13 protein-coding genes and 1 pseudogene are annotated in these 17914 nt (G+C 60.8%); 4 read left to right on the top strand and 10 right to left on the bottom strand.

The window, feature by feature from the left end:
• The 3 genes and pseudogenes from ACA055_RS00765 to ACA055_RS00755 all read right to left on the bottom strand — a co-directional run.
• Positions 1-696, bottom strand: a pseudogene (locus ACA055_RS00765) (Fic family protein); the annotation flags it as partial.
• A 246-nt stretch (positions 697-942) separates the two neighbouring features.
• Complete coding sequence (locus ACA055_RS00760) at positions 943-1188, bottom strand: DUF2789 domain-containing protein (protein ID WP_497681926.1); 246 nt, start codon at positions 1186-1188, stop codon at positions 943-945.
• 138 nt (positions 1189-1326) lie between these two features.
• Positions 1327-1788 (bottom strand): aminoacyl-tRNA deacylase, encoded by a 462-nt coding sequence (locus ACA055_RS00755; RefSeq protein ID WP_497681925.1) that lies wholly within the window; start codon positions 1786-1788, stop codon positions 1327-1329.
• A 196-nt stretch (positions 1789-1984) separates the two neighbouring features.
• Here ACA055_RS00755 and ACA055_RS00750 point away from each other — a divergent pair, with 196 nt between their 5' ends.
• Complete coding sequence (locus tag ACA055_RS00750) at positions 1985-2518, top strand: NfeD family protein (protein ID WP_497681924.1); 534 nt, start codon at positions 1985-1987, stop codon at positions 2516-2518.
• Between the two features lie 2 nt (positions 2519-2520).
• On the top strand, positions 2521-3279 hold the full coding sequence (locus tag ACA055_RS00745; RefSeq protein WP_497681923.1) for a slipin family protein: 759 nt from the start codon (positions 2521-2523) through the stop codon (positions 3277-3279).
• On the opposite strand, the gene ACA055_RS00740 is transcribed toward ACA055_RS00745, so the two are convergent.
• The 6 genes from ACA055_RS00740 to ACA055_RS00715 are packed head-to-tail and all read right to left on the bottom strand — an operon-like array spanning position 3245 to position 15941.
• Positions 3245-4246 carry a sulfotransferase family protein gene (locus ACA055_RS00740; RefSeq protein WP_497681922.1) on the bottom strand — a complete coding sequence of 334 codons (1002 nt, stop codon included), beginning with the start codon at positions 4244-4246 and terminating at the stop codon, positions 3245-3247. The genes ACA055_RS00745 and ACA055_RS00740 overlap by 35 nt on opposite strands.
• Positions 4234-5019 carry an aspartyl/asparaginyl beta-hydroxylase domain-containing protein gene (locus ACA055_RS00735; protein WP_497684340.1) on the bottom strand — a complete coding sequence of 262 codons (786 nt, stop codon included), beginning with the start codon at positions 5017-5019 and terminating at the stop codon, positions 4234-4236. Before ACA055_RS00735 ends, ACA055_RS00740 begins: the two co-directional genes overlap by 13 nt.
• Positions 5016-5621, bottom strand: coding sequence for an adenylyl-sulfate kinase (gene cysC, locus ACA055_RS00730; protein ID WP_497681921.1), 606 nt, complete (start codon positions 5619-5621; stop codon positions 5016-5018). The genes ACA055_RS00735 and cysC overlap by 4 nt, the downstream gene beginning before the upstream one ends.
• Positions 5605-7119 (bottom strand): TolC family protein, encoded by a 1515-nt coding sequence (locus ACA055_RS00725; protein WP_497681920.1) that lies wholly within the window; start codon positions 7117-7119, stop codon positions 5605-5607. Before ACA055_RS00725 ends, cysC begins: the two co-directional genes overlap by 17 nt.
• A 41-nt stretch (positions 7120-7160) precedes the next feature.
• Positions 7161-15044, bottom strand: coding sequence for an Ig-like domain-containing protein (locus tag ACA055_RS00720; RefSeq protein ID WP_497681919.1), 7884 nt, complete (start codon positions 15042-15044; stop codon positions 7161-7163).
• A 51-nt stretch (positions 15045-15095) separates the two neighbouring features.
• Complete coding sequence (locus ACA055_RS00715; RefSeq protein ID WP_497684339.1) at positions 15096-15941, bottom strand: sulfotransferase family protein; 846 nt, start codon at positions 15939-15941, stop codon at positions 15096-15098.
• Positions 15942-16318: 377 nt separating this feature from the next.
• Here ACA055_RS00715 and ACA055_RS00710 point away from each other — a divergent pair, with 377 nt between their 5' ends.
• Positions 16319-16906, top strand: a complete 588-nt coding sequence (locus tag ACA055_RS00710) for a phage tail protein (protein ID WP_497681918.1) — start codon at positions 16319-16321, stop codon at positions 16904-16906.
• A 53-nt stretch (positions 16907-16959) separates the two neighbouring features.
• Positions 16960-17271 (top strand): DUF6916 family protein, encoded by a 312-nt coding sequence (locus ACA055_RS00705; protein ID WP_497681917.1) that lies wholly within the window; start codon positions 16960-16962, stop codon positions 17269-17271.
• Positions 17272-17410: 139 nt separating this feature from the next.
• Here ACA055_RS00705 and ACA055_RS00700 read toward each other — a convergent pair whose 3' ends face one another.
• Positions 17411-17908, bottom strand: coding sequence for a GNAT family N-acetyltransferase (locus tag ACA055_RS00700; protein ID WP_497681916.1), 498 nt, complete (start codon positions 17906-17908; stop codon positions 17411-17413).
• Positions 17909-17914: the final 6 nt, after the last annotated feature.

Genomic DNA, 17914 nt, shown 5'->3' with positions numbered 1-17914 from the left:
TCACAGGTCAGTCATTAGCCTCCCGGCTTCCTCCTCAATAAACTCAAAAACCTCCTCAGGCACGCTGCACTGAAACTGCTTGCGTCGGTGCTTCGAGACTTTGCCGTCGTTGTCCAGACACATCATCACAAGTTTCGACAAATCGCTGCCGCGCACATCGAAACGCTGATTCACAGCTTTGATCACTCGGTCGTAGCGGTCGAGAAACTCGGTTTTCTCTCGCAACTCGACTTCCAAGCGCGGCGAGCCATTTGCAGCGTGAATTCGACGCAGCGGGTGGCGTCCCAGAAGCGATAAATGGAATGATGCCCGATGAACTCGAACGCCATTTGATCGCGTCCAGCCAAGTGACGTCCCAAAAATCGCGGGCAGGTTTTGAGAAATCTTTCAGCGCTTCGAGGTAGTTAGCCTCTTCGTGTTTCATGGCTACGGAGACGGGCAGCAGCAAACCATTTTCCAAGGCACCGGAATGGCAAAGGGTCTGATGAATCAGGAAACGTGAAAGTCGACCATTGCCATCCATGAACGGAAGACGAATCCGAAAGCGGTCACAGCAGCGTCCACCAGTGGGTCGACTTGCCTTGAAGACTGATTGGCGAAAGCCATCAACTCATCCATCAGTTCACGACACAAGTCCGGTGCAGGCGGGACGTAACTGACGCCCGCAGCGCCCCTCAAACCGTTATGCAGGTGGTCGGTTGCTGGCGCGACTGATTGTGGAACAGCCAGGCAATCCCCAATCATCGAAATGCATGTGACGGGTTTGACCATCGCCACACGCGTTGGCGCGATAACTTTAAGTTTTAAAGCATCATGTAGGTGTGCGCATCCAACGAACGGCATTGTGCGCGTCCACAGAAAAAGTTCACAAACGCGATTAAAGCCAAGACTTCTTCAGCGCTTGTAAGTTTTGTGCACATTTCAGTGATTTCACCAAGATTTTTACACCCCCCGCCCCTTCCTCATCAGTACATCCAACTGATCCACCACTTCCGCCCAATCCGCGTCATCCAGAATCTCGTCACGCAAAAACTGCGCCTGGCTCTCGCTCCAGAAGAACGCATCCGCCAAATGCAATTCGGGCTTGAGCGGTGAGTGGGTAGCGATGAATTTGTCGATGTTTTCAGCGTCATCAGGCAGGCCGAGTTGTTTGAACAGCGAGGGCAGGCTGTGGGTTGGGGATTCCATGAGGAGCTCCTTAGTAATCGCGTTTTGGATGGGTAACCGCGGCGCGGCCCTTCGCGAGCAAGCCCGCTCCCACAGGGGAATGCGATGTCCTGTGGGAGCGGGCTTGCTCGCGAAGGCGGCAGTAACGGCGCCGCGATCTTATTGGCTCAATTCACACACTTCAGCATGCGGCACCATTTTCAGGAATTCCGGCATGCTCATGTGCACCAGGTTGTTGTGGTTACCAGCCTCCAGGTAGATGTCGTTCTGCCGGGTCAGCAAGGGATCGATGACCATTTTCATGCCATAGGATTCACCCAATGCCGGCACGGCGCCGCGTTCGCAGTCATCAAACAGGTGCGGCAGGTTGCTTTCCCGGGTGACCTGCCATTCCCCGCTGCTGCGCACTTTACTCAGGTCCAGGTGACGACTCGCGGGCAGCACGGCCATCAGGTAATGACCATGGTGGTCGTCGAGGATCACCGATTTGGCCACCCGTTCGGCAGGAATGCCCGAGACCCGTGCCGTTTCAAGGCTGCTGGCCGAGTGTGGGTGGGTGACGATGTCATATTCGCAGTTCGCCTGTTCCAGGCTTCGCTGCACAGTTTTTGCCATACGCATGATGCACCTCGGTGTCCGCAACAACGTCTGGCGGACGATGGTTAAACCTTTTCTCACCCTTAAAAGTCTAGGCCTGTTGGCGCAAACCGGAAGGAAATCTGCCCGTCGGCCAACGTCGACAACTGATCAAAAATCATACAATCAAGGCCTCAGCTAGACTGTAACCAGAACCCCCAATGACGGCCCGGAGGGTCAAGTGAATACTCGTTCTTGTGCAGTTGCATTGCTGTTGGCCTTGAGCGGATCGGTTTTCGCGGCGGACACGGTTGTCCTGCTGGCGCCCAACCCCATCGGGATCTGGCTGATCACGTTCGGCATCGCTTTCTTGATCGCTGAGGCGACGTTGCCCAATTACGGCGTGATCGGTTTGGGCGGCATTGTGTTGATCGTGATCGGCGCGGTGATTCTGACCAACACCGAGGTGCCTGTTCCGTTGATGATCGGCTTGGGCATTGCCAGCGCGTTGCTGCTGACTTTCCTGCTGATCCACGCCCTGAAAACCCGACCGCGCCAAACGGTCAGTGGCGATGCCGGGCTGCTGGGCAGCGTAACCCCGGTGACGTCGCTACAGGTTGGCAATGCCTACAATGGCTGGGTGCACCTGCAAGGAGAACAGTGGCAAGTACTCAGTGCCACGCCGCTGCAACCCGGGCAATGGGTCCGGGTGGTGGCACGCAAGGGATTACTGCTGGAAGTGGCCGCGGCTGACGCGGCGCCGGGTGGAGAATAGTCATGGGTTTGCAACTGGGTTTTGCCGCGCTGCTGTTATTGCTGATTGCACTGGCGGGGTCGACCTTTCGAATCCTGCGCGAATATGAACGCGGGGTGGTGTTCCAGCTCGGACGCTTCTGGCAGGTCAAAGGCCCAGGCCTGATCCTGCTGATTCCGGTGGTCCAGCAAATGGTCCGCGTCGACTTGCGCACCGTGGTCCTCGACGTACCACCCCAGGACGTGATCACCCGCGACAACGTCTCGGTCAAGGTCAATGCGGTGCTGTACTTCCGCGTCCTCGATCCGCAGAAGGCGATCATCCAGGTCGAAGACTTTCTCATGGCCACCAGTCAATTGGCCCAGACCACTTTGCGGGCAGTGCTCGGCAAACACGAACTCGATGAACTGCTGGCCGAACGGGAGCGGCTGAACGTCGACATCCAGCAGGTGCTCGACGCCCAGACCGACGCCTGGGGCATCAAGGTGGCCAACGTCGAGATCAAACACGTGGACCTCAACGAGTCGATGGTCCGCGCCATCGCCAAACAGGCCGAAGCCGAACGGGAACGTCGGGCCAAGGTGATCCACGCCGAAGGTGAATTGCAGGCGTCGGAAAAACTCATGCAGGCCGCCGAAATGCTTGGTCGCCAGCCAGGGGCCATGCAGCTGCGTTACATGCAGACGCTGAGCTCGATTGCCGGGGACAAGAGTTCGACCATCGTCTTTCCACTGCCGATCGAGCTGCTCAAAGGCATGGCGGATCTGTCGCAAAAGTCTTGATGGTATGAACATCTGTGCCACTAAAGCTGATACGCAGGTTTTCCAACGCCTGATAAGGCGCTTGCGCCCAATGGGCCACCCGGTCGCGCAGTAGTGATGAGGCTTCTCGACGTTTGTCTTCACTATCCCCGACAAACATCTGCGACGGCTGCTTGGCATGCAGCCCCACTGCCGCAAACACCTGGCTGCGTTGCCCGGTATCGAGCGCAAAAAACTCCGCCAAACGATCCGACATGACCTCCGGCAATTCGCTGTAATTTACCGGTAATCCGCCAAATGCCTGGCATTGCACCAACCCCGACGCCAACAGCTTTCCCAACCGTCGTGCGATGAAATCCTCACGGTGGCTGAATGGCAGCTCATCGTCCAGAACGCAGGTGCCGATCATCCCCGGCACCATGTGCATGCCTGGGCGGCGCAGGTGTGAAACGGAGATTTCCAGCGGATCGCGATATAGAAATAGCCATGGCGTTTGCGCAAAACACTCGCGTAACAGCGCTAGCTCGCCAATGCTCCAGGCGTCGAGCTTGATCACCAACCGCTGCTCCACACCGAGCCGACACTGACCGTAGGCGGACAATAATCCAGCGATGGCCGCGCGACGCTCGGCGACGGGCAACCCACTGCGCAACAGCGCATCCAGCGGTGGCGGTTCGCTGATGACGATGTGGTTATCGAGTTGCGCAAGCATCTGGCTGACTAGCGTTGAACCGCAGCGGGATGCATGAAAAATGAATGCACTTGGCGCCAGACCGGGACTGCACGTCTGCCAGTCAGCAAGGACAGACAAAGGCGTTTGCCGGCGAAACGCCTGGTTGAACGGCAGCCGCAACGCCTCTTCCACAGCATCGAGGAAAAACGGCTGATTCAGCCGCGTGTCACCAAACCAGCACCAGTCGACCTGCCATCGCCCAGCCTCTTCCCACACCCGGATTGGCAACCAGCCTTCGAGATTCAGGCGCTCCATTGTTCGTTCCATTGACGGCGACCCTCGCGCATCGCCGCGCGGATATCTTCGCGGGTGAATACCAAGCCCCGATCGGCCCCCAGTTCCAGCGCACGGGCGACAAACGCTTCGCTGTCCCGCAAGCCCTGCAAGGTTTGGCAGAGTTGCGGATCGCTTTCCACCAGGCGCTTGAACTGCGCAAAACCCCCATGGCATACGCCGGGAGACGGCGTGCTAGCCAGCCCATCGATAATCGCCTGCTCAAGCCAGCTATCCGGCCGGCAATCGAGCACCAGATGAATACGTGCCTGTGTACCGCGATTGTCCACGCGATGGGGACGCGACAGGTCTAGATACCAGCATTCCCCGACGGCCATCGGCATGCGCTGATGGTCGAGCATAAAGTCCACTAAAGGCGCGCTGATGAGCGGGATGTGCAGACGCAGATCGGCATCCGGATCACCAAGGTCATAGTCGCAATGCTCGTGGATACGCCCGCCCGGACCGAGCCGCAACAACCGCGCGCAGACGATCTCCAACGGCAGATCCCGCAAGCCTTGCTGCCACCGGATATCCCGCAACCAGGGCGCACGCATCAGCGGTTCACCACGACCGGGCGCCAGTTCGGTCGATGCATCCGCTGCGGAAATCAACGCGACGCCGCTCCAGTCTCCGGCGTAGTAAGCACTGTTGAAATGACCGTGCCACTCGTCCTCGCCAATCGCCGCCAGCGCCTGCAACAACAACGGCAGATCCACCGTCACCGGCAAACGAGAAAACGCCGCTCGGTTCATCGTTTCGGCAGCACCGCGCACTCACCTAGCCAGGTCAGCAAGCGGTCCAGACACGCCTCGACCGACTGCGCCCCGGTGTCGACCACCAGCGATGCGCACGGTGGCGGCTCATACGGCGCGGACACACCGGTAAACCCCGCCAGATCGCCCCGTCGCGCCCGCGCATAATGCCCCTTCGGGTCGCGCTCTTCACACACTGCCAAGGAAGCGCTACACCAGACTTCGCGGTAATCCTCGCCCAGCCGCCGGGCAAACAGTTCACGCAGTTCCACCAGCGGCGCGATCATCGCGAGGATCACGATCTGACCGTTGTCCACCAGCAACGCCGCGAGTTCGCTGGCGCGGCGGATGTTTTCCTGGCGATCGCTGTCGGCAAATCCAAGGTCGCGATTGAGCCCGACCCGCAGCCCATCACCATCCAGCACGACGCTTTGTACCCCGCGCTCGAACAGTTCGGCGTGCAGCGCCTGCGCCAACGTCGACTTGCCCGCCGCCGGCAAACCGGTCAGCAGGATCGCCGTGCCGCGATGACCGTTGCGGGCCTCGCGCTGTTCGCGACTGATGCTCGCCGTTGGCGCCAGCAGATTACTGGACTGGGGCATGGGTCACCGGCACTGAAATATTGCCCGCCGCCCACGCTTCTTCACGCTTGGCCAACGCCGTGGCGATGGACTGGACTTCGGTGGATTGCACCTGATCCGGCAACGGGTCGAGCCCCGCACTGGCGAAAATCTGCCCATAGGCATTACGCAGATCGGCGTACGAAAGGTCCCGGCGCAAATCGGCCTGCAAGGTGTTCAGTTCGCCCTGGATCAAGTCCAGTTCACCCAGCCCGGCCGCCTGATGACGATTGCGCAACTGGCCGACGATCTGCCCGTCGATGTCCGACAGCTGCTGATTGGTCTTGAACTGCCGCAACGCTTCGCGGTAGTTGGCGTTGGCCACGTAAAGCTGCGCCAGCACCGCAATCGACATCGCCTGACGCCGCGCCGTGGCGACTTCTTCACCGGCCTTGGCGACGTTGATCGCGGCAGGGGCGGAGATCACGCTGAACAGGTTCCAGGTGACTTTCACGCCATAGTCCGCCCAGCCTTGCTCCACCAGAAACGAGTTACTGTCGTAATGCCCGCCGGCCGAGAACTCCAGGCCCGGCAACAGGCGCAACATGGCTTTGCGGGTTTCGGCGGCGCTGATGCGGGTTTGGTAATCCTGCTCGCGCAATTCCGGGCGGCTGGTCAGGGCTTCCTGCTCCAGGCTGGCGAGGTCGATTTTCAGCTCCGGAATGACATAGTCGTCCTGGGTTGCCAGGGTCAGGTCAGTGCCCATGGGCAGATTGATCAGGGTCGCCAGTTCAGTTTTCGCCAGCGACAGGGCACGGCGTTGTTCTTCCAGTTGCCGGGTGGCTTCGATCAGCGAGCGTTGATAACCCAACGCCTGAATCGGATCGCCGATGCGCTGCTGGCTCATGCTCTGACTGTTGCCCCGCGCGGTTTCGACGCGCGCCATCAGACTGTCGATTTGCTTGAGCAACCGTTCGGCAGCCATGGCCCGCCAATAGGCGGAACGCACGTCCTGAACGATGGTATTGATCACTTTGCGCCGACGCTCCTGAACGATCAGTCGCTGGTCGCCCTGCTGCTTGGCACTGATGTAGCTGACGCCAAAATCGAGCACGTTCCAGACCATCGTCAGGTCCGCCACTCCACGGTCGCGGTCCTGCGAGGTCGACGGTTCCAGGGACTGGGTTCCGGTCTCGACGCTCTGGCTGCTGGAGGCGTTGACGTTGTTACGTCCCACGTATCCGGCATCCAGCGCCATGCGCGGCAGCATGTCGAAACTGGCGAGGTCGAGCTGACGCTTGGCCAGGGCCTCTTCCATGATCTTGAGTCGGCCTTCAAGGTTGTATTTCACCGCGCGGGCCATGGCCTGGTGCAAGGTCAGCGGACCACTGAGCGGCTCCTGATCCCTGTACATGTTTTGCAGATCACTTTTGGCGCGCTGCTGGCTGACGCTGCGTTCAATCGGTTCACTGGTCACTGCACATCCGCTGATCGCCAGCGCGAGCAGGCTGGCACCGAACAACTTATGACTTCTCTTCATCCTTGACTGCCCCTGGGTGCCGCACTGTTTTCAAGTATTTTTCACGCCTGCATTTCGCTGATGCCGACCTGTTTCAGAGCAGCGGCAAGGCTGTCCACCTGCCGCTGTTCAATGTCTTTGAGCTGTTGTATCTGCTGAACCAGACTCGGCGCGCCAAACACCCCGCGCAGGCCTTGGGAGACATCACCGGCCTTGATCGAATGACCGCCGAAGGCGTTCAGTGAGTTTCGCTCGGAGCCGGCGTCCTGATTGAACAGGCTCGACAGCGTACTGGTGCTGAACACCCCGCCATCGCCACCGCCAAAACCGAGGAAACCATGACCGGCGCCATTACCACCGGCGTCACTGCTACTGAACACCTGCGCGATGAAGCTTGGCGCCAGCGCGCCGCGGTTTATGAAAATGTCGCCCAGCGGCCGGATGCCATTGCCGATCACCCGATCTTCGAACAACGGGTCAAAGGTCAGCGGTGAACCCAGTTCACCGGTGGGTGGGATGAAGACGATGGGTTGCAGTGGCACGTTAGGTTGATCGGGCACGGCCACCGGTTGTGTGATCAGGAACAGCGGATCAGGTGTCACGGCAGATACCGCAACGGTGTCGATCGTGTAGTTGTTGGAGACCGATACACCGTTGCCGGTATTGCCCGACAGGTCGCTGACGTTGCTGGTGTCCAGCGCGATGAAGTTGCTCGGGTCGGTGATACTCGCCGTCGGCGTAAACGTCGCGGTCCAGGTCTTGCCGCCGTCGCTGCTGGTCAAGTTGGTCAACTCGCCGTTGGTCACGCTCAAATCCGACAGGTCGAAGTCGCTCACTGCCTCGCTGAACGTGAAGGTCACGAGCGTGGTCTGGCCGACCCCCAAAGCCGGATTGGCGACCACGATGGTCGCGGTCGGCCGGGTGGCGTCGAGGCCGTAGTTATTGGAGATCGCAATGGACGGACCGACGTTGCCCGCGGCGTCAGCCACATTGCCGGTGTCGAGCAAAATCAGGTTCGTGGCATCGTTGATGTTCGCCGTCGGCGTCAGGGTCGCCGTCCAGGTCACGCCGCCGTCACTGCTGACCAGGTTGGACAGCACGCCATTGGCCACGCTGAGGTCCGACAGGTCGAAGCCCGAAACAGCTTCGCTGAAGGTGATGGTGACCGTGGTGGTCTCGCCGATGCCCAGCCTATTGTCCGCCACCACAATGGTTGCGGTCGGGCGAGCGGTGTCGATCGCGTAGTTGTTGGAGTCGGTGACACCCACGCCACTGTTGCCCGAGGCGTTGATCACGCCGCTATTGTCCAGGCTGATCAGGTTGGTGGCGTCCGTCACATCGACGGTTGGCGTGAAGGTCGCGGTCCAGGTAATGCCGCCATCGCTCGACGACACGTTGCTCAAGGTGCCGTTGGCGAAGGTCAGGTCGTCGTTGGTGAAGCCGCTGACCGCTTCGCTGAAGGTGATGGTCACCAATGAGGTTTCACCCGCCTTGAGGGAGTTATCGGCGACCACGATGGTGGCAGTCGGCACTTGGGTTTCCACCACATAGTTAGCCGAGTTGGTGACACCCGTCCCCGCGTTACCGGCCACGTCCGTCACGCCTGAGTTGTTCAACGTGATGAGGTTGGTGCCATCGGTGACGCCAATGGTCGGGGTAAAAGTCCCCGTCCAGGTGAGGCCGCCATCGCTGCTGCTGACGGCGCTCAACGTGCCGTTGGCAATGCTCAGGTCACTGTTGTCGAAACCGCTCACTGCTTCGCTGAAGGTGATGGTCACCAACGCAGTTTCCCCCGGTTTCAGGGTCGTGTCGCTCAACACGATGGTCGCGGTGGGGCGCAGGCTGTCGATGGCGTAGTTGTTGGAATCGGTGTTGCCGGTGCCGGCGTTGCCGGACAGATCCTGAATGCCCGTGTTGTCCAGGCGCACGATGTTGCTGGTGTCGGTGATGCCTACCACCGGCGTCAGGGTCGCGGTCCAGGTGATCCCGCCGTCGCTACTGCTCACTGCGCTGAGGGTGCCGTTATCGATCGTCAGGTCACTGTTGTCGAAACCGCTCACGGCTTCACTGAAAGTGATGGTCACCAGCGTGGTTTGGCCAACGCCCAGCGCCGAATCGGACACCACTACAGTCGCCGTCGGGCGCTGGGTATCGATAGCGTAGTTGTTGGAATTGGTGGTGCCGCTACCGGCATTGCCCGAGGCGTTTTGTACACCACTGTTGTCCAGGGTGATGACGTTGCTGGTGTCGGTGATCGCACTGGTCGGCGTAAACGTCGCCGTCCAGGTGATGCCGCCGTCGCCGCTGCTCACGGCGCCCAGAGTGCCGTTGGCAATGGTCAGGTCAGCGTTGGAGAAACCGCTGACCGCTTCGCTGAAGGTGATGGTCACCAGCGAGGTTTCACCGATTTTCAGCGCGTTGTCAGCCACCACAATGGTGGCTGTCGGCAGCACGGTATCGACGGTGTAGTTGCCGGAGTTAATCGCGCCGCTGCCAGTGTTGCCGGCGATATCGGTCACACCGGTATTGGCCAGGGTGATGACGTTGCTCGCATCATTAACGCCGACGGTTGGCGTGAACGTCGCGGTCCAGGTGATGCCGCCGTCACTGCTGCTGACGGCGCTCAGCGTTCCGTTGGCGATGGTCAGGTCGGCGTTGGTGAAACCGCTGACCGCTTCGCTGAAGGTGATGGTCACCAGCGAGGTTTCGCCCGCTGAGAGCGTCGTATCGGCCAATACAATGGTGGCTGTCGGGCGTTGGCTGTCGATGGCGTAGTTATTGGAATCGGTGGTGCCGCTACCGGCGTTGCCCGACAGGTCGCTGACCCCGGTGTTGGCCAGGGTGATCAGGTTAGTCGCGTCAGTGATGCTGGCGGTTGGCGTGAAGGTTCCCGTCCAGGTAATGCCGCCATCGCTGCTGCTCACGGCGCTCAACGTGCCGTTGGCAATGGTCAGGTCCGCGTTGGTGAAACCGGTCACCGCCTCGGAGAACGTGATGGTGACCACCGATGTTTGACCTACCGCCAGCGCGGCATCCGCCACCACGATAGTCGCCGTTGGGCGCTGAGTGTCGATGGCGTAGTTGTTGGAATTGGTAGTGCCGCTACCGGCATTGCCCGAGGCGTTTTGTACACCACTGTTGTCCAGGGTGATGACGTTGCTGGTGTCGGTGATCGCGCTGGTCGGCGTAAACGTCGCCGTCCAGGTGATGCCGCCGTCGCCGCTGCTCACCGCGCCCAGAGTGCCGTTGGCAATAGTCAGATCGGCGTTGGTGAAGCCGGTTACCGCTTCGCTGAAGGTGATGGTCACCAACGACGTTTCACCGATTTTCAGCGCGTTGTCAGCCACCACAATGGTGGCTGTCGGCAGCACGGTATCGATGGTGTAGTTGCCGGAGTTGGTCGTGCCGCTGCCAGTGTTGCCGGCGATATCGTTCACACCGGTATTGGCCAGGGTGATGACGTTGCTCGCATCATTAACGCCGACGGTTGGCGTGAACGTCGCGGTCCAGGTGATGCCGCCGTCACTGCTGCTCACCGCACTCAACGTGCCGTTGGCGATGGCCAGGTCGGCATTGGTGAAACCGCTGACCGCTTCACTGAAGGTAATGGTCACCAGTGAGGTTTCGCCGGCACTCAGGGTTGGGTCTGCCAGTACAATGGTCGCGGTAGGTCGGACCGTATCGATGGCGTAGTTATTGGAATCGGTGGTGCCGCTACCGGCGTTGCCCGACAGGTCGCTGACCCCGGTGTTGGCCAGGGTGATCAGGTTGGTCGTGTCGTTGATGCTGGAGCTCGGGGTAAAAGTCGCCGTCCAGGTGATACCGCCGTCGCTGCTGCTCACCGCGCTCAACGTGCCGTTGGCGATGGTCAGGTCTGCGTTGGTGAAACCACTGACCGCTTCACTGAAGGTGATGGTGACCAGCGAGGTTTCGCCGATTCTCAACGCCGTGTCTGCAACCACGACAGTCGCCGTCGGGCGCACGGTATCAATGGCGTAGTTGTTCGAATCGGTGGTGCCGCTGCCCACGTTACCGGTGGCGGCAGCCTGCACACCGCTGTTGTCCAGAGTGATCAGGTTGGTCGTATCGGTAATGCTCGCAGTCGGCGTGAAGGTCGCCGTCCAGGTAATGCCGCCATCACTGCTGCTCACGGCGCTCAATGTACCGTTGGCAATCGTCAGGTCAGCATTGGTGAAACCGGTCACGGCCTGGCTGAAGGTGATGGTCACCAGTGACGTTTCACCGATTTTCAGTGCGTTGTCGGCCACTACGATCGTCGCGGTGGGCGGGGCGGTGTCGATGGCGTAGTTGCTCGAGGAACTGGTCCCGCTGCCGGTATTGCCCGAAAGGTCGGCCACGCCGGTGTTCGCCAGGCTGATGACATTGGTCGCGCTGATGATGCCGGCTGTCGGCGTGAAGGTGGCGGTCCAGGTAATCCCGCCGTCGCTGCTGCTGACTGAGCTCAAGGTGCCGTTGGCAATCGTCAGGTCGGCATTGGTGAAACCGGTCACCGCCTCGGAGAAGGTGATGGTCACCAGCGAGGTTTCGCCCGCGGTCAGTGATGGATCGGCCAAAACAATCGTGGCGGTCGGACGGACCGTGTCGATCGCGTAGTTGTTGGAATCGCTGGTGCCGCTACCGGCGTTGCCCGCCAAGTCGCTGACCCCGGTGTTGTCCAGAGTGATCAGGTTGGTCGTGTCGTTGATGCTGGCGCTCGGGGTAAAAGTCGCGGTCCAGGTGATACCGCCATCGCTGCTGCTCACTGCAGTCAAAGTGCCGTTGGCAATGGTCAGGTCCGCGTTGGTGAAACCGCTGACCGCTTCACTGAACGTGATGGTGACCAGCGAGGTTTCGCCGATTCTCAACGCCGTGTCTGCAACCACGACAGTCGCCGTCGGGCGCACGGTATCAATGGCGTAGTTGTTCGAATCGGTGGTGCCGCTGCCGGCATTGCCGGCCAGATCGCTGACGCCGTTGTTGTTCAGGGTGATCAGGTTGGTCGTGTCGGTGATGCTGGCAGTCGGCGTGAAGGTCGCCGTCCAGGTGATGCCGCCATCGCTGCTGCTCACCGCAGTCAAGGTGCCGTTGGCGATGGTCAGGTCCGCGTTGGTGAAACCGCTGACCGCCTCGGCGAAGGTAATCGTCACCAGCGAGGTTTCGCCGATTTTTAGCGAATTGTCTGCCACCACGACGGTTGCCGTTGGCCGCAAGGTGTCGATCGCATAGTTGTTCGAATCGGTAGTACCGGTGCCGGCATTGCCGGCCAGGTCACTGACCCCGGTGTTGTTCAGGGTGATCAGGTTGGTCGTGTCATTGATGCTGGCGGACGGGGTAAAGGTCGCCGTCCAGGTAATGCCGCCGTCGCTGCTGCTCACCGCGCTTAACGTGCCGTTGGCGATGGTCAGGTCCGCGTTGGTGAAACCGCTGACCGCTTCACTGAACGTGATGGTGACCAGGGAGGTTTCGCCGATTCTCAGCGCCGTGTCCGTGACCACGATGGTCGCCGTCGGGCGCACGGTATCGATGGCGTAGTTGTTCGAATCGGTGGTGCCGCTACCCGCGTTGCCCGCCACATCACTGACCCCGGTGTTGTCCAGGGTGATCAGGTTGGTCGCATCGGTGATGCTGGCGGTTGGCGTGAAGGTTCCCGTCCAGGTTATGCCGCCGTCGCTGCTACTCACCGAGCTCAAGGTGCCGTTGGCAATCGTCAGGTCGGCATTGGTGAAACCGGTGACGGCCCCGTCGAAGGTGATGGTCACCAGCGAGGTTTCGCCGACCTTGAGGGCCGTGTCGGTAAACACGATGCTGGCGGTCGGGCGTAAGGTGTCGACGATGTAGTTATTGGAATTGGTGGTACCAACGCCAGCGGTGCCCAGACCGTTGATCACGCCTGTGTTGTCCAGGGTGATGACGTTGCTCGTATCGGAAATACTGGCGGTCGGCGTGAAGGTTGCCGTCCAGGTGATGCCGCCATCGCCGCTGCTGACCGCAGTCAAGGTGCCGTTGGCGATGGTCAGATCCGCATTGGTGAGACCGGTCACCGCCTCGGAGAAAGTGATCGTCACCAGGGTCGTTTCGCCAATGCTCAGCGTGGTGTCAGCGACCACAATGGTCGCGGTCGGCGGCGGCGAATACGCGGTGTTGAGTACACCACCGTCGTTGTAGATTGTCGCGACTGATGTCGGCGAGTTCGGGGTGGTCCCACCGCCCAGCGCGGCGCCACCGGAACCACTGGCCGCGGCATTACCGGCCAGGGCCGCGAAGTTGGCGGCCGTGATCAGCAGCGTGCCTTTGTTCCAGATCGCGCCGACGCCCCGGCCGCCGATGCCGCCATTGGAGGCATTGCTGCCGTAGCCACCACCGCCGCCACCGCCACCGCCGGCACCAATGTTGTTGGTAATGGTCGAGGTGCCGACGATGGTCAGGGTGCCAGTGGAGGCGTTGTAGATCCCGCCCGCCGCGTTGCCGCCGGCGCCACCCACTTTGTCCCAACCGGCGCCGCCGCCACCGCCACCAATGGAAATCGTGCCATTGGTAGCCGTCGAACCGTTGCCGCCGTTGCTGTAATAGGAAACGCCCAGCCCGCCCGCGCCGCCGGTGGTGGTACCGCCGCGACCGCCCATGTGGGTCGCGTCATAACCGCCGCCGTAACCACCGACGCCACCGCCGCCCGCCTGGCCGCCCAACGTGCCGGTGCCTGGCCCTGCTGAACCGCCATGCGCGCCGCCCTGGCCACCCAAACCGCCGCCACCGCCACCGCCGCCGCCGTAAAAAGCACCCGTCACACCGCCGCCACCACCCCCACCGGAAGCGGCGTTGGAGGTCACGCTAACGTTGTTCAGGGTCAGGTTCCCTGCGTTGAAAATCCCTCCGGCCATCGCACCCGTGGCACCGTAACCACCGTTGCCGCCAATGCCTGACACCAGGCCACGGGTGATCACCAGGCCATCGAGCGTCACGGTACTGCCAGCCGTCACTTCAATCACCCGGGTTCTGTACTGCCCGTCGAGAATCACATCAGCGGCGCCGTCGTTGTTCAAGTCGCCATCAACAGTGATGTTCTTGTTGATCAGCAGTTGGGAGGTCAGCTGCACCGTCATGCTGCCGTTGAAGGTGACGATATCGCCGTGCTGCGCCGAGGCGATGGCGGCACGCAGTGAGCCGACGCCCGTGTTGGCGTTGGTGGTGGCCGTCCAGGTCGCCAGGCCCCACTGATAGTCGCTCATGGCCGTGGTCGAGAGGACGTTGGCGCTTTCGATGTTGCCGGTGACAATCTCCAGATTCCAGTCGCCGCCGAGCCCGGTGCGATTGCTGGAAGCGGCCACATCGCGGCCGGTCAATTGCGCCAGGGAGTCAACAAAACTCAAGCCGCGCTCGCCTTCGGCGGTGTAACAGCCATAGATCATGATGTCGCCGCCGACGTTCATGTCCTTGCCGATTTCCGCCAACACGGCGCTGCGGGCCGCGACGTTGTCGGCCGACAGGTAACTGTCGCCCAGCCACAGATCGCCCGCGTTGCCATGGGCGATGATCTGCACCGAACTGATGCCCTGATGGGTGTCCAGGTATTGCGCGATCTGCTGCAAACCGTCTTGGGTGGCGTCGAGCTGGACCACCTGGGTGCCGGGCGCCACGCCTTTGAGCAGGCTGTCGGCGTCCTTGACCCGGGAATCGACGAACACCACGCTCTGGCCCGGCACGGCAACGGGCGCAGGGACTGGCGTCGCATCGGCCTGGCCGTGGGTATCCTTGCTGGCGACCGGTTGGTCGGCGGTCGGCGTCTTGGCCGCGTCGGCCGTGGCGTGGCCGTCAGCCTGGGCGGTATCGGCAACCGTGGCCGCCACCGCGCCGTCGAACAGCATTCGCGGTTCCAGGGACATGATCATTGGCGAGGCCGACGCGCGTGCGCCTTCGGTAACCCGCGACTTGCCGTTGCTCCACCACATGCTGCTCACCCGGACTCGAACTTTTTCAACGCGTAAATGAAAACGCCGCGATCAACTGATCGCGGCGTCGGCTTTCATACGAATGACATTGGCAGCGCTGGCAGAACCATCGAGCCAAAAGGACAATTCTGCGTATTGTTTGAACAAGTCTGGCGGCAGGATCGTGCGCCGTGATTGCAGCTCGACCCTGGGTTTGACCTTGTGCAGGCCCGAGACGCCGAGGGCCTGGTCGAACTCTGGCGCGTCATAGGCCAGGTTGTCGAAGTCATGTTCGAACCAGGGCTCACCGATAAAGTCGTAGACCAGCCGCATCACCCGCTCCGGCGCCTGGGTCAGCAGGTCGTAATCGACAATCAGCAGTGAGTCGGCCTGTTCGCCGTAATAGGCTTCCTTGAGCGCTGCCCAGGCAAAACCCACCAGGCGATTGCGCTGGGCCAGGGTTTCGCAGCGGCTGTAGACCGTGTTGCGTTCCACGGCATCGCCGAACAACTTGGTGTTTTCGAAAGGATTGGCGCGGTACAAGCGCTCGATGCTGTCCATGACCCAGGCGACATTGCGCACGCAAGCAATGACTTTGGCTTGTGGAAACAAATCGTTGATGGCCGGCAGGCGCGAGCTCCACAACCGGTTAGTGTCGAACACCACCGGTTTGTCGGCCTTATCGGCGTAGAAGGAGTCAAACAGACCGCGCAACAGACGGCGGCGCAGATGGATATCGATCACCGCGCCGAATTCGCTACCGGCGCTGCATTGCTCCAGGACACCGGAAAAAAGCGAGCCGACAGGGCTGGTCATGCCGGCATGAAAACGGGGGTTCTGCAAAAGAATCGCAGAAAGCAGCGTCGAGCCCGAGCGCGGCAAGCCGGAGATAAAGTGGAACTGCTGCAATCCTTTCACCACTTAGTAAATTCCTTTTGTATGCGCAGCGTAGTCTAAAAAAAACCGCTCAAATGCTGTGTTTTGATATCAATTTGGAACTACTTCAAAAGAAACATGCGTCTTTTATAACAACCAAGATTGAATTGATTAAGCCCATCCCCTTATCCACCGGCTCGACGCAGGCCATACAACCGCCCCTTTGCATCACCGGCCCGGATTTCGTTGATGCAGGCTTTGCGACCAACGACCTCTGGCAGCCATGCGGATCAACTACGCTCTGGCGTGGCGTGACCCAGCCACGGAGATGAATGGAGTCGGCTGATCGCAACGGTTTGCCCGGATACCCGGGCCACTCAAGTCGCGCGCCAGACAACTAACCTGAGGGATGAGGAACTATGGAAGTATTCATCGGCACTATCCAACCTTTCGCCTTTAACTACGCACCCAGCGGCTGGGCCTTGTGCAATGGCCAGACGCTGTCTGTCCAGCAATACAACGCGCTTTTCGCGCTGCTGGGCGTCAACTTCGGAGGCAATGGCAGCACCAATTTCATGCTGCCTAACCTGCAAGGCCGAATGCCGGTCTGCATGGGCAACGGCCTGAATCTGACCCCGCGGGTCATCGGCGAATTCTCCGGGACCGAGAACGTCACCGCGACCATCACCAACCTGCCCAATCACACCCACGCCTTGTCCGGACTGACGGCCACCACCAACCTGCAACTGGCCAGCCCGGCGAGCAACCCGGTCACCAATCCAACCGCGACCAACTCGTACATCGGCGCCTCGGGCGGCGGGCCGGGCTCGGCGAGCATCTACTCCGATCAGCAAGGCGCTGCCGCTGTGCCGCTCAAGGGCGTGGCAACAACGGTCACGGGCGAAATCTCGTCCGCCGGCAACGGCCTGCCCATGGAGGTGATGAACCCGTTCCTGGTGCTCAACTTCAGCATCGCCCTCAACGGGCTGTTCCCTTCGCGCAACTGAGGTCCGGCCGGGGGACGCAAATCCCCCGGCCACTTTCATTTTGGGGTGACGTCATGCTGCAACAGGTTCAACACCAGCACTTTCAGGCCTTGCTGGGCAAGACAGGTACGCTGCGCCTGCCCGATGGCAGTGAACTGCCGATCCATATCGACACGCTTGAAGAAACACCCCGCTCGCGGATGCCGAAAAGCGAGCGCATGCCATTCAGCGTCGAATTCAACAGCCTGCAAGCCACAGAGTTTGTCGACGGTTTATGCACGCTGGAGTTACCGGAACTGGGCCGGGTGGAAGACATCTTTGTCTCCCGAATCCCCGCCATGGGGCGTGATCCAGGTGTGGGGTATTTCTACATCGCGTTCAACTGAACACACGGGATCTAAATGTGGGAGCGGGCTTGCTCGCGAAAGCGGCCTGACATTCAACATCGAAGGTGACTGACACACCGCTTTCGCGAGCAAGTCGGATCGCCGCACCGCCGCTCCCACAAAAGGGTCGGCGGTGTGCTCAGCCCTTCGGATACCACACCAACCGCTCCGCAGCCACGCTGCGTTCTTCAACCTCAAACCCCAGCGCCAGGTAATGCTGGCGCGCGTGGGGATTGTTGGCCCACACCACCGTCGCAACCGGGCAGCGGATTTGCTGCGCGGCTTTCTGCACGCCTTGCAGCACCACCCGACCGAAGCCATGCCCGCGAGCCTGCGGGATGAATGCCAGGTACAGCACGCGAATTTCATTGGGGCCGAAGTCGGTAGTCAGCGCGCCAATGGCCGTATCGAGTTTCTCGATCACATAGTGCATGGCATTGGGGAAGTGCTCACCTTGCCCTTGTTCCTGTACCTGAAATTGCTGCTCAACCACCTGCGCAACCACCTCTCGCTCACCGTCGATCCATTGCAAATCCGGACGCGCCGACTGATAGAGGCTGTGCAGAAACGGCCCATCGGCGGCCCGTGAGGGTCGTACCACCAAGCCGTCCGCCGCCACTGAATCGGTATTGGCCATTGTTAC

Source organism: Pseudomonas sp. LBUM1657 (genome assembly GCF_059716075.1).
The sequence above is the reverse complement of the archived record's forward strand: the minus strand, read 5'-3'. Positions and strand labels throughout refer to the sequence as shown.